The following is a 15823-nucleotide window of genomic DNA, read 5'->3' on the forward strand; positions in this document are numbered from 1 at the left end:
CATTCACTCCTAGTCATCCAGCTTCAGCAATTTGGATTGGATTTGAACCATCACGATCAAGATAGCCAAGATGGCAACACCGAGCGCCGATCCGTAACCCAAGTTGTAATTTTGGAAAGCGGTGCCGTACAAGTATTGAACAAGCGTCAGGGTCGCCGTGCCTGGTCCGCCGTTGGTCATGACGAAAATTTGGTCAAACACTTGAATCGTGTTAATGAGCGTTAGCGTGATGATCATTGAGGTGATCGGCTTCAATAACGGGAACGTGATTTTCAGAAACGTCTGGTACTTGTTCGCTCCGTCAATCTCCGACGCCTCATACAAGTCTTTGGAAATGTCCTGCAAACCGGCCAAATAAAGAATCATGTTATAGCCCAGGAAAGACCACACGGTCACGATCGCTACGGAGAACAGCGCGTATTTTTCATTCGTCAGCCATTCAACCGGGTTCAGCCCGACCAGCTTCAAATAATAGTTCAAAATCCCGAAGTTGTTGTCATACAGCCAGTTCCAGATAATCCCGACGACAGCCGGAATCAAGACGTACGGAATGATCGAAATGGTCCGTACCGCATTGCGAAACCGCAATTTTTGGTTAAGCAGGATCGCCAGCAGCAAGCTGAATACAACGAGCGGCGGCAGTGTCATAAGCAGAAAAACCAATGTGTTTTTTAACGATGTGTAAAAAATCGGATCGCGAAACAGCTTAATAAAGTTGTTCAAGCCTGCGAAGGATGCCGTGCCTACGATGTTCCACTTCATAAAGCCGACGAATAAGCCGGCCACACTCGGTCCGAAACGGAATACGAGAAAGACCAACAAGTAAGGCAAGAGAAACAGCGCCGCAACCTTTCCTTGTTTTTTCATAGATTCTACAACCCTTCCGCTAAAATAACATGTAGTTGATAAGTGAATCGGATACGGCCGAACGGACGATCGATCGAAAGTCAGGCCGTATCCTTGGTGGGATCGGGATTATTCCGCGAGCAAGGCGTCCATATCTTTCTGCAGCTTCTTCACGATTTCAAGCGGATCCTTGTTGTTCAACACAGCATCCTGCGCAGCCGTCAAGATCGGGCTTGGCGCCGTGCTGGAGAACAACTGAGCGGCTTTCGGATGCGCCGGCAAGAGAACCGCGTTGTTCAGGCTGTTCACAAATGCATCGCGGCCCGGCATTTTCTTGGCGACTTCCATACCTGCGTTGCTGGAAGGAAGCTGTCCGGATTTGGCCCAATCGCCCGAGTTTTTGTCCAGCCATTTCACGAATTCAACGGCAGCGGCTTTCTCTTCCGCGCTTGCCTTCGAGTTCACCGGGAAGGTCAGAACTTCTGCTGCGCCCCATGCGGCCTGCTTATCGAACACTTTCGGGTATGGCGCGCTGCCCCACTGGATGCCGGAAGCTTCCAGCTTCGGCATTTGCCACGGGCCGTCCACGATCATTGCCACTTTGCCGGACGTAAAGTCATCGACAGGAGATTTTTGGCCTTTAGGCACCACTTTGTATTTAAAGATCAGATCCTCCAGGAAGCCTAAAGCTTTAGCCGCTTTTTGCTCGTCGAGCACCAGCTTCTTCATATCTTCCTTGAACGGATTGTCTCCTTGTTGGTTGAGCAAAGCGTAGAACTGATAGAACGCGTGATGGTTCATGCTGAACCCTAAGCCGTACTGTGTAATGTTGTTCTCGTCAAAGCCCGCTTCGTTCGGATGCTTGCCGTTCTTGTCTACCGTCAGCTTCTGGGCGGCGGCGATAAGTTCTTCTCCCGTTGTCGGTGGAGCGCTTACACCGGCTTTAGCGAACAGATCTTTGTTATAGAAAACACCGTGCATATGCACATCAAGCGGCACCGCATATTGCGTTCCTTTATACAGCGTACCGCCCCAGGCAAATTCGGAGTAATCCGCTTTATTCATCTTGACCGACTCAACGGTTTTCGCATCCAATACGCCCATCTCGGCAAATTGTCCGATTTCGAACGGATGCATAGCCAGAACCTCCGGCGGTTCTCCGCCCTTCATTTCGGTCAAAAATTTCGTAAACAACGGCGTCCACTGCATCGAGCTGAATTCAACATGAATTTTGCTCTGCTCGGCATTGAACTTTTCAACCAAGCCTTTCATCGTTTCCAGGTCGGGACCCGTCCAGCCGCCCCAATAATCGATCTTGACCGGTCCGCTCTGCGAAGCCGTTCCGCCGCTCGCGGCCGGCTGTCCGGCGCCAGGCTGGTCGCTATTGTTCGAACAACCTGCAAATACTGTAAATAACGCGGTTGATGCAAGAATCGCCGACACCCTTTTGAATTTCATTCGTGAAACCCTCCCGTAGTTGTTGGTTATATCTTAAAGCGTTCCAGCGTCGATCCTGCTATGTGACGTCCGAATCCGCATTTAAGCTGCTTGTTCTTCCTTGAAAATCGCCGCAGGACCGGCGAATGACCAGATGCGTCTCAAACACTTTACTGACGGATTGCTGATACCGATGCTGCATCATCCCGGCCAGCAAATGGAAGCAGGCGTCCGCCATTTGTTCAACGGGCAGATGAACCGTCGTCAGCGTCGGCACTGTGTATTGCGTAATTTCATCATCGTCATGACCCACGATTTCCACATCTTGCGGAACCGCTTTCCCCGCTTCGTTTAATGCCATCAACGCGCCGACCGCCATTTGGTCGCTCGCGGAGAACAACGCCGTAGGAAGAGCGCTCCCATGAGCGAGCAGACGCTGCACGGCTTGATAACCGCCTCTTTCGGAAAAATCTTCAAACACCAGATGCTGCTCCTGAATTTCCATGCCCAGCTCGCGTCCTTTATTCAGAAACCCTTCCATACGCAGCCGGATCGCGCTGGAAGAAACGTCCGGTACAATCACTCCCACCTGACGATGGCCGCGGCTCGCAAACAACTCCGCCACTTTCTCGCCGGTCAAATAACTGTCGACATTGACATACGAGTATTTGTTGGAACTGCGTTGGTACATTACAATCGGCACCATCGGGGTTACTTCTTCCAAGTACGCTTCATCCTGCTCTGTCGGGTTCGCAATGATCGCCCCGTTAAATCGCGTGCCCGTTAGCAGACTGTGAACTTCATTCAGCCTGGTGCCAACGTAAGGCTGAATCAATATCTCGTATTCTTGCTCATCCGCTATGGCATTGATGGATTGTTGAAGCCCTTTCAAAAACCGGTTGATGAGCGCGGCTCGGGTATCGATCGACCAAAATAACGCAATGATCGGAAGAACGGTTTCTCCGCCGCTTCGCAAGCGTCTGGCCGAGATGTTCGGTTGATAGTTTAACCGCCTGGCCGCCTCCATAATCTTCTCCTGCGTAGCGGCCGATATCCGATAATGATCGCCCTTGCCGTTCAGTACCATGGATGCCGTTCCTTGAGATACGTTTGCTAATTGAGCGATCTCCTTAATACTGGCCATGCTTCACCTCCTTGCAAGAAATGCGGTCTGACGCTTCTTGCTAATACGTTTTGCTAAATCGTATTGCTAATACGTTTTTATTATATTTTACAAACGCTTTCACGTCAATCCTTTTTGTAAAAACGTTTTAGCAAGAAAAAAAGCACCTGATCGGAGCCCCTTTCGGCGGTTAAAAAAAGGACCGGGCGCTTCAGCCGATTCCCATCGGTTGAGCGCCTGGCCCGTCTTCCTTCGCTTTCGCTTGATTCAATTGGCCCCGCACGACTGGCGAACGACGATATGCGCATCGAAGATTTTTGATGACGGCCCCGTCGTTTTGTGATGCATTAAATCCGTCAGCATACGGACGCACTCGCCGGCCATTTCTTCTACAGGCAAGTGTACGGTTGACAAGGATGGGATCGTAAACCGGGTCACTTCATCGTCGTCATAGCCGATCATTTCGATGTCCTGCGGGACGCGCTTTCCAAAGGTGTGCAGCGCCGACAATGCACCGACCGCCATTTGATCGCTGATGACAAACAATGCGGACGGCAGCTGCCCGTCGGTCTCAACCATCCGCTGAATCGCCTCATACCCTCCGCGTTCCGAGAAATCGGAGAATAGGATATGCTCCGGCTCCACATGCAGACCGAGCTCTGCGGCTTTCGCCAAGAAGCCTTCCTTGCGAAGCCGTATCGCCTTGGACGAAACGTTCGGCACGAGCGCCCCTACTTTACGGTGTCCCCGCGCGGCAAACATGGCGGCAACGTCTTTCCCCGTTCCGTAGCTGTCAACGTACACCGAAGCATATTTTGCCGAACTTCTCTGATACAGCACGATAGGCACATTCAATTGAGCCTGCTCCAAAAATTCCTCGTCTTCTTCCGTAGGAATAGCGATAATTGCACCGTTAAACCTTGTGCCCGTAATCAAGCTTCGCATTTCTTTCAATTTGGTGCCGACATAAGGCTGAATGAGCAGCTCGTACTCACTTTCTATGGAAGCAAGCTCCTTCTGTAGCCCGTGCAAAAACCGGCTGATTAACACGGTTCGGGTATCCAGCGCCCAGAAGAGAGCGATGATCGGCAGTACCGTTTCGCCTCCGCTTCGAAGACGTCTGGCCGAAATATTGGGCCGATAGTTGAGCTGCCTGGCAACCTCATATATTTTTTGCTGCGTGAGGGCGGAAATGCGGTATTGATCTCCTTTGCCGTTTAGCACAATAGAGGCGGTTCCCTGGGAAACGTTAGCCAATTGGGCGATATCTTTAATGCTTGCCATAAAAATTGCACCCCGATAATTGATAAAAATGGACGTCGCATCGTCATGCTTACAAGTATTGTATAAGGTTTCAAATCAACTGTGCGAATCCGTTAATTTATCTTACTTGGCAAATCCTGCTATGTCAACGGATGACAAGCCGGGGACACTTGGACACTTGCTTGCCTCGACCGGACTCGCTCCCGTTAGTTGTGCCCCTACTGGCTGGGCGCGAGGCGCGCGAACGAAGAAAAACCTGGCGGAAGATCACCGCCAGGTCCTTATGGGCTAATCCTCTGCGATTGAGCGCGGGAAGGAGACTGTATTTGACGAACTTTCGATCTGATCAGGTCATGCTTCTTGATACCTTGCAAAGGAATGCGTATAAAGTGCGGCATCCAGCAATCGGAACCTTCTTTTCCGATAGGATGTCCGTTTTTACAAAAAATATTAAAAACCGATGCATCAGGACCGCAGCATCCGCCCGCTGTCTTTCGGATTGTCGTCGTATCCAGACTTTCGATATGGACGATAAGTTCAGCATCCGTTATTTCATTCGCACCCTGGTAGGGAAGAAGATCGGCCCTAATGATTTCATGCCCATAAACATAGGAAAACCGCGGTACATAACTTTCTTTTTCTTTTAAAGAAATTTCTCTCAAATCCCCCAGGTGCCTTAGCGTCCTTGTAACCTGCGTACCGCAAGCTTTACAAGCCAGAGAACTTCTGTACACATCAACCGTTCTCCAGCTTTGATCAAAGCTTATATGATCCTGCCTGTACAGGTCCATCAAATCGGATATGACTTGTTCAGCCAAACCTTTTACTTTCATCATATAAGGGACTAATTCCCTTTGTTGGTAATATCCGGTTTCATGACGCTTAGGCAGCGGCTTGATGACCGCATGTAATTCAGGGGTTTCCCGCAAATGAATGAGATGATCGACTCTGTTGGCTTCAACCCATTGCTGTATATAAAGCAACTCCGCTTTCACTTCATCATCCATGCTTTTCAGATACGCTTTGAAATCAACAGCGTTATTATCAAATACACAAGATCTGGCGATTTCAATACAGGTATGCATGACCTCCATCATAGCTGCAAACTCGCTCACGCATACATGGAAACGATCAGGCGTCAATGCGTTAGCCGCATTTGCCGCTTGACTATAATGAAATTCCAAACATTTTCTTTTAAATTCCAATGTCTTTATCCGATTTTGCATCCTGTAATCCTTCTCCGTTTATACGATTATCGTCACCCTTCCAAATTCAGACGAGATCGCGGGCCTATTTGTTTCACTGCCTGCCCTTGCGCTCATCGGCGACTTGATCCGGGTTCGTCCCTTTTGTTTCCTTTCCGAAGAATAACACGGCAAGCGCTCCGATAATAATGGCAACGAAAAATATTATAAATATCGAACTAAGCGCAACGTTTTGTGCTATCAGTATGCCTACAAGGTAGGGACCCATTACACCGCCGATCCGTCCGAAGGCAGCCGCAAGCCCGACACCCGTGGAGCGGACTGCCGTCGGGTACAACTCCGGTGTGTAGGCATACATGGCTCCCCAGGCCCCAAGGTTAAAGAAGGAGAGGGAAGCCCCGGCCGCGATCAGCATCGCTTCCGTACCGGCGTTACCGAACCATACAGCGCTGGCAGCCGTAAGCAGCAGGTAGGTGACGAGCACGAACTTTCGGCCGAGCTTTTCAATCAAGTAAGCGGCGGTAAAATATCCGGGCAGCTGTGCAAGCGTCATGATGAAGACGTACTGAAAGCTTTTCACGAGACTAAAGCCCTTCATCACCATAACGGACGGAAGCCACAGAAACATGCCGTAATAGGAGAATACGACCATCAACCACAAGATCCAGAGCGTGATCGTGGATCTGCGGTGCGACGATGACCATACGGAAGCCAGCCGCTCCCTAAACGACAGCTTTCGGTCTTGCTGCGCGGTATAACGAGGCGAATCCTGTATCGCCCGTCTTAGGTACAAAGCGTATAATGCCGGTAAAGCGCCGATGATAAAGGCAGTCTTCCAGCCATAATGAGGAATGATGAAATAGGCGATCAGTGCGGAGACGATCCATCCGCCGGCCCAGAAGCTCTCGAGCAGCACAACGGCACGCCCCCTCTCATGGGCAGGCACCGACTCGGAGACAAGCGTTGAAGCGACCGGAAGCTCCCCGCCTAATCCGAAGCCTGCGATGAAGCGAAGCGCGCACAATACGGCAAAGCTGGTCGCCAGGGCGGACAGCCCGCTTGCGGCAGAGAAAATGAGAAGCGTCCAGAGCAACACGGCCCGGCGTCCGTACCGATCCGCAAACGAGCCCGCCACGGCCGCTCCGACGGCCATTCCGATTGAATTAACCGCTGTCAGAAATCCAACCTGCTGCGCGTTTAAATGCCAATCGACAGCTAGCGCGGCAACGATAAATGAGATCATCCCGACTTCCATCGCATCGAATAACCAGCTAAGTCCAGCGCTGAACAGCAGCTTCCGTTGTTTCGGTTCACGCAGCAAACCCGCTTTATTCATGTTCAGGCCCCTTTTCCCCGTCTATAAGTGCTTTTAGTATCTCATTTTTGACAAGAATACGCATCCCTAAACGGAAATACCCGCATGGAATGTTTTAGATCAGCTCCATGAGCGGAATGTCCTTGACATCCTTGTTTATAGGTACCGGTTGTCCATGTTGACGAACCAGGGTGAAGTATTCATAAGGTCCGATGACCGATAAGTCGCCCTCCATGACGCCGGGGTAAGCGCGATTAACCGAGTAAACCTGGCTTTGGTGGGCTTGCAGCGCCTGTCCCTTGATCGCGCGGAATTCACGAATATCGACCTTGCCGGTAATCGGAAATAACCGGTTCGGGCCTTTGTCCGCGCAGTGCTTATAGTAATGAGGAATCGACGAATAATAGAACGCCGGGAGCCGGTTCCGTGCAAGCAGCTCCTCCGCCAGCAGCATCGCCTGCTCCGCAGCTTCCGAGATCGCGATATGGTCGGGATGTCCCGTAACCCCGTCCGGCGGAAAAGTAACGACAACGTCAGGCTGCTGATCGACAATCGTGTCTTTCAATTTCCCGATCAGTTCCGTGCGGTCCTGGTCCTTCAAATATCCGTCCGGATACCGGTAAAGAATCAAGCTCGAGACGCCAAGAATATGACAGGCCTGCCTCAGCTCCCCTTCCCGATGGGCAACCAATTGCTCACGCGTTTGGAAGGAAAACGGGCCGCATCTGCCTTTACAACCCGATGTGGCGCATACCAGAACGAGCTCATGACCCATGCCGGAGCATTTGGCCATCGTCCCCCCGCAGGCAAACGATTCATCGTCGGGATGCGCAAAAATAAAGAGCAGTTTCTTTTTGTTTTCCATGCCATTCACCTCCATAAGATTGGAGCTACGATTCGTGCAGCCCTATTTGGCGTATATGAGCCAGTCCCATGGAAATAACGCCGTAAATCGGTTCTTTCTTGGCGGAATCCCACTGAGCCGAAGGAAAATCGGAACGGATCCGCCCGCAAATCAGCCCTCGCAAGTACGGCGCGTTTTGCAGTACGCCTCCCTGCAAAATAACGGAAAATTTCTCGTTCTCCATACTCAAATTGCGGATGACGGCAGACGCTCCCCGGTACAGTTCATCAGCCGCCTCTTCAACTAACAAGCGGCTGGCCTCATCCCCGTCGTTCAAGGCTTGGCTGACGACTTCCCACAGCTGGGCTACCCGTTCAACCGAATATTCCGGAGAGAAGGTCCAATTGTACAGCTCTTCGGCATTATTCAAGCCGAGATGGGAGAGGAGCCGTTCCGTTAACCGGGTCGGACGCCCCCGGCCGTCTTCGGCTTTCATAACCGCCGTGATGGCTTTTTTGCCGATCCAGTAGCCGCTGCCTTCGTCGCCTACGAGGTGTCCCCAGCCCCCCGCCCGGCAGTTCATCCCTTCCTTATTCACGCCGTACACGATCGATCCGGTGCCGGCGATAACGAGAACGCCGGGCGCCCCATCGGTTGCTCCCAGCAGAGCGGCGAAGCCGTCATTCTCAATGATTAACCGGTCAACCTGAATGTCCAGCCCGTGAAGAACTTCCACTACCAATGCCGTCAGCACAGTCCGATCCTGTTCCGTATCCAGCCCCGCCAAAGCAAATACCGCACAGCCGAGCTTGACGCCGCCGCTTCCGTCCCGCTCCGGCGCATAACCCGCGTCTGTCAAAGCCGCCTTCACGGCAAGGGAAACTTCCCGCGCGGCCGCGTCTTGGCCGACGCTTTGATAATTGCTGGAGCCGGCCCGACCTTCACCGAGCCAACCGCCCCGAACATCCGCAACGACCGCACGGCACTTCGTGCCTCCGCCATCGACGGCCAGCAGAGAGAATGTCCGCGCGCCCACTAAGACCGGCTCCAGTCTTGAATGACCGTGTCCAAATGTTGAAGCGCCTGACGGGATCTTTCTTCGGACGCATAAGTCCACTCCAAATGGCTGATATGCCGCTCCCTCCGGTCTGCGATCATGCGCTCCATCTCAAGGGGACTCGGCCCGCCCGGCAGCGAACGGATCGTGACGAAATGAACGGGATCCAGGGCTTGCCTCAGCTGATCCTCATTCAAAGTAACGCTGCGGCCGATCACGTCTTGCGCCGCTTCATTCACCAGTCCAAGCGTAATGTCGTTAGCCGCCAAGCCCTGCGCAAGCGCCTTGTTTACGATGCCGCTTACGATATGGTGGGACTTGCGGAAGGACAGCCCGTCCGTTCGCACCAAGGTGTCGGCAAGCTCGGTTACGGTAGCGAAGCTGCCCTCGGTTCGTTTGCGCAGCACCTCTTTATTGACCTCCATGGTGCCAATTACAGAAGCCAACAGCCGATAGATGTTATCCAGAATCGCCAGCGCTTTCCAGGCATACGGCTGCAGGTCGTCCTCCGTATCGACAATATCGCCGAAAGGCGTATTATGAATCATCGTCAGTACCGTATTCGCGCTGCCCACGCAGGAGGACAGCAGGGAGCGCATATGCTCTAGAGAAACCGGATTGCGCTTTTGCGGCATGATCGATGAAATTTGCACATATGGAGCGGATACTTGAAGCACGGCGAATTCCTGCGTGCACCAGAGCAGCAGATCCTGCACGACACGGCCCAGATTTATCGCAGCCAGCTGAGCCGCCGTGCAGATCTCGGCCACATAATCGGCTCCTCCGATCGCGTCATAAGAATTTTCGACCAAGCCGTCAAACCCGAGCAATTCACGCATTCTTTCCCGGGAAATAGCAAAACCGGATGTCGTCAAAGCCGCCGCGCCCATGGAACTGCGGTTGCAGTTTGCGTAGGCGCGAAACATCCTTTCTACGTCCCGGCTTAAGGAATCGACGACGGCCATGGTGTAATGAGCCATAGTAGTAGGCTGAGCCTGCTGCGTATGCGTGTAGCCGATCATGATCGTATGGACATGCTCCTCGGCGAAAGCGAGCAGGTTTTCCTTTAAGTACAAGGCGGAGGATACCGTAACCAGCAGCTTCTCCCGCAGCGTCATCCTGTAGATGGCGATGCCCATGTCGTTGCGGCTTCTGGCCAGATGCAAATTGCCGGCGATATCCCCGGCTTTGTCCAGTAGCTCATGTTCGACCTGGAAGAACAGGTCTTCAAATTGTCCCGTGTACGAGCATTGCCTGAGTTTATCCAGATCGATCCCGTGAAGAGCCTTGGCGATCGCCCCCGCTTCTTCGGGGGATACAAGCTTTTGCTCCGCAAGCATGATGAGATGGGCTTTGTTAATCGCCATCATCGGACCCAGCAGATGCTTCTTGGCTTCGTTAAAGGCGGGCTCCAATACGCATTCGGCATAGGTTTTCCCAGGAAACAGATGACCTTCCGACTGGATAATCTGATCTTTGCAGCTCATACGGCTATTCCTCCCGTTTATTTTCTACTCATTTCAGCCAGTTCCGGATCAGCATGTTCATCTGGCGCGAGGCTTCCTCCACAATGACTTTGCCGGCCTCCAGCGAAGTTTGCTTGATTCTGCCTGTATAGCCGTCCCAGCCTTGAGGTTTGCCTTCTACGAGCACATAAGGCAGCGGCGATAAAGGAGGACATGAATCTAACTCCACGTCGGAATCGGACACTTCGACCAAGCCGGGATGCATCGCTTTGACCGCGGACATTTCATAAGGACCTCCGTGCCCGCGTCCGGCCGTTCCGTGGAACAATCCCTTCCGCTCCGTGAGCCCCGTCTCCACCATCTGCCACCAATTGACCAATAAAAAGCCGGCGTCGGGGTACTGGGCCGTCACGGCTTCCGCGACGGTTCTGGAAGGCCCCATGTTGGCATCATGAGCGTTAAGCAGCAGAATGCGGCGAATTCCCGAGGAACAGATGCCCTCGGTTAAGTCCGTCAAATACTCGATGAATACGGACGGTCGAATGGAAATCGTCCCGGGGTAATCACGAGTTTTACCGGGGCAGGCCGTATAGGGTACGGGAGGATAGACCAACGGCTGCAGGTCCGGATCGATCCTCTCGGCAAAGCCTTGAGCCAGCAGGACATCCGTTCCCAGCGGGGAATGCGGCCCGTGATACTCAATCGACCCTAAAGGCACAACGGCAAATCGTGCCTGTGCCATAAGCTTCCCGGCATCTCTTCCGTGGATCGTCATTACATTCATGGATTCCTGTTGCCTCGCTTCACCTGAAATTTTCGAATGCCGGAGGACCCGTGAAGGTCCTCCGGTTCGCGCCTTTACTGATGTTGGGAGATCATGTTAACGAACAACCGGATCGAGCCTGGAACAAGACTGGGAATTTCGCGATACCAGACCAAAGAGCTGTACGTATAGATGCCCTTGCCGTATGGAGCCGTCAGGAACGTGCCGGTAAATTCCTTCTCTCCCGGATCGCCGTTGGAAATTAAAGCCGTGTACTCCTTACCCCATTCCGCCGGGTTATAAGCGGAACGATCCTGAATCCAGTTATTCCAGTCGGCATCCGTAATTTTGTTCGGATAGTTGAACATCGGATGATCCGGCGCCAGCAGGGTCACTTTGGAATTTTCGTCCGTAACGCGCCATTTAATCAACGGTTCTCCGATTTTAATCGGATACGGAGCCAAGCCCGGCGACCACTTGTCTTCCGGCTTATGGTACTGTACGACGAGATTGCCGCCGTTTTCCACGTAGCTTAAGAGCCGCTGATTGCTTGGAATCAATTCCGGCCGGAAAGCATAGGCGCGAATGCCCAGAACGATGGTGTCATAGGAAGACAAATCGCCGAACTGGATGTCCTTCTCCTCCAGCTTCGTTACGTCGACTCCGACCTGCTGCAGGTATTGGTCAATGTTGTCGAACCCGCTGGATACGTAGCCGACCTTCAAGCCTTTCGGCACTTCCAGATCGAAGGCCTCCACCTTCACCTCCGCAGGCTGCAGCATATAGGTTTTGCCGATATGAGCGTATTGAATCACCTGTGCGCCTCTCGAGGTTTGGCTGCTTCCGCTCGTAGCCACGGCTTGAATCGTGTAGCTGCCGTTCGCCACTTGCGCAGCAGGGACGACCGAGAAGCCTACGGACTTCACTTCCCCTTTGGCCGCGAAGCTCAGTTCCTGCGCCGCATCCGTCTTCCAGCCTTCCGGCAGCTTCAGCGAAATGGATGCCTTGGCTGCGCCCGGGTTGTAGTTGCGCACGGTCACTTTCACAGGAATCGGCTCATCGGTCTTCAATGTATTCAAGATCGCCGCGCTTGGGCTGAGTGACATGGAGAACGGAGGAAGCACGGCGACCGCATTGGGCGGCACAACCTGAACCTTGTTCTTCACTCCATTCACTTCGTATTCGACATCGCTGGTAATAATCGGTTTGTCATAAGGCTTAAATTCCGCCGCGTCCTCCGGCACGTTTACTTCAAAAACCGTTGAAGCCGTCTGGTTATAAGCGAGAAGCCCGACAACGTTGCTGCCCGCCGCCTTGGCCGTCCATCCTTCCGGAACGTTCAGCTTCAGCGTAACGTTCTTCAGCAGCACCTTCCCGCCGTTATAGGCGGTTACCGTTATTTTCGTCGTTTGGCCCGGCACGAGCTCACCGGTCTCCGGCTTCACCTTGGCCACCAAAGATGCAGCTTCCATGCTTGCTTTGTTCAACTGTTCTTCCTTCACGTGCAGACGGTAAGTCAGATCATATTTCGTCGCCTGATCCAAAGCGGATTTCGCTACATCCGTCAAAGCGTTCTGAACGCCGGCTTTCATGGCCTCCACTTTCCCGGCAACTTCGGAAAACGCGGGATAAGCGGCAATCACCTGATCGGCATCGGTTTGCAGCCTGCGCAAATCCTTGACAACTTGAGCATCCTTTCCTTTCGCTTCCAGCTCTTTGGCCAAATCTTCAAACGTAAAAGCGATCCCTTCGAAGAAGTCCTTTTCCTTCTCCTTACCGGGTACGGTGGATTGCAATAACGTATAATAGCTGTTGATCGGACCTTCATCCACATGGCGGCCCATGCCCTGGCTCTTATGCATGAAGCGGGATTCTTCCCCGAGCTGCGTGTAGGAGGCGCCGTAAATTTCATCGTAATCTCCCACGGGAACGGCTACGCTGTATGTCTTGTCGTTTGCCGGCACGTACAGTTTTTTAATTTGCCAAGGCTGCAGCCCGTTCTGTAAATGTTCAGGGAACACTTTCGGGTCTGCGGCATCTTGATAAGCTCTCACCGTGATCACATTAATAGCCCGGTGGTGCCCGTGGGTCGAATCTTCGTTCAGAAAGGCAGGCACGACCACGTCGGGACGCAGCTCGCGAATTTGCCTGATCAGCCGTTCGTAGACAACCGAATCTCCCCATTTCAGCAAAGTTTCATCCGGGCTTTTGGAGAAACCGAAATCATAGATCGGGTCGTTGATGGTTTCACTCAGCATACGGAGCGAGACATTCGTAATTTTGGAGGCTTCCTGCAATTCACGGGTCCGTATGATGCCGAGAGCGTTGCCCAGCTCGCTGCCGATTTCGTTCTGTCCGCCCTCGCCGCGATTCGCGATGATACTGTAAGTGTTCACCCCTTTGCCCAAAGAAAGGTAAGCCAGCGTCGCGCTGTGCTCATCGTCCGGGTGGGCGCCTGTGTTCATGGCGGAAGCGACGGTCGTTAACGGCTTGATCGACTTCCACAGATCCACGACTCCACGATCCGCATTCGCCGGCGCGGGTGCCATCGACAGAACTAGTGTGCCTGCCACGGCAAGACCGGTAACGGCGGATACATATTTCTTCGTAACGCGTGCACGTAGACTCATCCTGTTCCTCCTTATATCCCTTCCTAATTAAGCGGAAACGGCCGTTTCCCGCCCTATATCACAACGCGGCATTCGAACCCTAGGAATTCACCGCGAGATGATCGAACGAATGGTTGGCGAACAAGGGTGCCTCCGGGAGCCCCTTAGATGGCGGTCCCGGCATTGCCTCCGGTCATTTTACGGGTGACGAACAGAACGATAACGATCAGTACAATTTGCAGCACCCCATAGGCGCATGCGGTACCAAAGTCAAAGGCGTACATACGCTGGAAAATCTCTACCGAAATCGGCGACGTTCTGCTCGTAAACAGAAGGATCGAAGAAACGAACTCCCCGATGCCCTGCACGAAAGCGAGCAGCGTTCCCGCGAGAATACCGCTTAAAGCCATCGGAAACACAACGCGCCGAAAGCTGTACCACCACGTAGCGCCCAAATTCCGTGCGGCTTCCTCTACCGAACTGTCCATCTGCATCAGCGTCGCCGAGGTAGAGCGGAAGACCAGCGGCAAATGCCGGACGAAATAAGCCATCGGCAAAATCCAGAACGTCCCGATCAGCACCTGATTGAAGGAGAAAACGGACGGTTCGCTGAACGCGGAAATCAGATTGACCGCTACGACCGTACCGGGCAGCGCCCAAGGCAGCATGATCAGCAGGTCGAGCAGAAATTTACCTTTAAATTTCAGACGAACCATCGCATACGCAGCCGCTACGCCGAACAGGACGTTGCCGAGGGTGGCAATCGCGCTCATCTCGAACGAATTCGCTATCGGTCTCCACGTTTTGCTGTCGGTAAACAGCTCTACATAGTGTCTGGTCGTATATTCCGGCGGCAGGATTTGGTACGTCCACGTCCCGTCCACGGAAAAGGAAATAAGCACGAGCACGAGAATGGGCAGCAGCAGGATCGTCACGCCGAGCGTCGACAGCGCCATAGCGGTATACTTGCCTAGCGCGCTCTTGACTTCGGTCCGGTGAATGCTGACCCCCTTGCTCGCATTCTGGTAGCTGCGAAGCCCTTGATACCAGCGCATCAGCAGCAGGAAGAGGATCGATACGATCGATAGGATCGTGGATTGCGTCGCCGCCATATCCAGAGAGCCGTTCGTCCGCGACAAATAAATTTGCATGGTCATCGTACGGTCGATGCCGAAAATAAGCGGAGCCGTATACGAAGCCATCGAGATCATGAATACCAGCAAGGAGGAGGCAACCATCGCCGGCGTCAGCATCGGCAGGATGACGCGTCTCCATACGTACAAGCGTCCTGCGCCTAACGAGGCGGCCGCTTCCTCAAGAGAAGGGTCCAGACCTTTAATCGCCGTGGAGGCGGTCATGTAGAAATACGTGTACATCGTGAACGTATGAACCATAATAACGCCCCAGAAACCTTTTAACGAAAAAGGAACCTGCTCCAGATCGAACCACAGCTTCAATGTGCGGGGAATAATTCCGCTTTCGCTGTATAAAAAGGTAAACGACAGCACCCCGATTAAAGGAGGCAGCGCCATCGGCACCATAGCCAGCACCGTTAACATTTGGCGGCCCGGAAATTCGTACCGCTCCAGCAGAAAAGCCATCGTGACGCCGACGATCGCACAGGTGATGACGCTAATCACGGAAATGTAAACGGAGGTCCAAAGCGCCTCCAGGTTCGCGGAATGCTTCAGGCTGAAAAACTTGGCGTAATTTTGCATCGAGAATTGCCCTTGAATCCTAAAGCTGTCGACAAACGTTTGAAAAAACGGAAACACCACATAAGCAAGCAGCACCAGGAACAAGGGGGCGACAAGCACATAAATGAAATAACGGGACGAAGTGAGCAGCGTCCAGCGGTTGACGGGCGGGGCTGCCGGCTCCAACGGCGTCTTCAT

General features: G+C 53.0%; 12 protein-coding genes. All 12 read right to left on the reverse strand.

The features are described from left to right. Positions 1–9 precede the first annotated feature (9 nt). The 12 genes from ACZ439_RS03320 to ACZ439_RS03375 all read right to left on the reverse strand — a co-directional run bounded on the left by ACZ439_RS03320 (position 10) and on the right by ACZ439_RS03375 (position 15823). Positions 10–867, reverse strand: coding sequence for a carbohydrate ABC transporter permease (locus ACZ439_RS03320; protein ID WP_127606403.1), 858 nt, complete (start codon positions 865–867; stop codon positions 10–12). Positions 868–975: 108 nt separating this feature from the next. Continuing rightward, on the reverse strand, positions 976–2304 hold the full coding sequence (locus ACZ439_RS03325) for an ABC transporter substrate-binding protein (RefSeq protein ID WP_127606405.1): 1329 nt from the start codon (positions 2302–2304) through the stop codon (positions 976–978). A 58-nt stretch (positions 2305–2362) separates the two neighbouring features. After that, positions 2363–3427 (reverse strand): LacI family DNA-binding transcriptional regulator, encoded by a 1065-nt coding sequence (locus tag ACZ439_RS03330; protein WP_464620619.1) that lies wholly within the window; start codon positions 3425–3427, stop codon positions 2363–2365. A 246-nt stretch (positions 3428–3673) separates the two neighbouring features. After that, positions 3674–4690 carry a LacI family DNA-binding transcriptional regulator gene (locus tag ACZ439_RS03335; RefSeq protein ID WP_464620620.1) on the reverse strand — a complete coding sequence of 339 codons (1017 nt, stop codon included), beginning with the start codon at positions 4688–4690 and terminating at the stop codon, positions 3674–3676. Positions 4691–4950: 260 nt separating this feature from the next. After that, positions 4951–5895, reverse strand: a complete 945-nt coding sequence (locus tag ACZ439_RS03340; RefSeq protein WP_127606411.1) for a hypothetical protein — start codon at positions 5893–5895, stop codon at positions 4951–4953. A gap of 73 nt (positions 5896–5968) precedes the next feature. After that, positions 5969–7210, reverse strand: a complete 1242-nt coding sequence (locus ACZ439_RS03345; RefSeq protein ID WP_464620621.1) for an MFS transporter — start codon at positions 7208–7210, stop codon at positions 5969–5971. A 94-nt stretch (positions 7211–7304) separates the two neighbouring features. Next, positions 7305–8054 carry a PIG-L deacetylase family protein gene (locus ACZ439_RS03350; RefSeq protein ID WP_054799786.1) on the reverse strand — a complete coding sequence of 250 codons (750 nt, stop codon included), beginning with the start codon at positions 8052–8054 and terminating at the stop codon, positions 7305–7307. Between the two features lie 25 nt (positions 8055–8079). Further along, positions 8080–9069, reverse strand: a complete 990-nt coding sequence (locus ACZ439_RS03355; RefSeq protein WP_464620622.1) for an N-acetylglucosamine kinase — start codon at positions 9067–9069, stop codon at positions 8080–8082. After that, positions 9069–10577, reverse strand: a complete 1509-nt coding sequence (gene argH, locus ACZ439_RS03360) for an argininosuccinate lyase (protein WP_054797238.1) — start codon at positions 10575–10577, stop codon at positions 9069–9071. The genes ACZ439_RS03355 and argH overlap by 1 nt, the downstream gene beginning before the upstream one ends. Before the next feature lie 28 nt (positions 10578–10605). Continuing rightward, entirely contained in the window at positions 10606–11340 is a 735-nt protein-coding gene (locus ACZ439_RS03365) for a creatininase family protein (protein WP_054797237.1), read from the reverse strand. 74 nt (positions 11341–11414) lie between these two features. Next, a complete protein-coding gene (locus ACZ439_RS03370) occupies positions 11415–13949 on the reverse strand; it encodes an NEW3 domain-containing protein (RefSeq protein ID WP_054797236.1) in 2535 nt (844 codons plus the stop codon). A gap of 143 nt (positions 13950–14092) precedes the next feature. Then, positions 14093–15823 carry an ABC transporter permease gene (locus ACZ439_RS03375; RefSeq protein WP_464620623.1) on the reverse strand — a complete coding sequence of 577 codons (1731 nt, stop codon included), beginning with the start codon at positions 15821–15823 and terminating at the stop codon, positions 14093–14095.

This window comes from Paenibacillus sp. JCM 9796 (assembly GCF_055379675.1).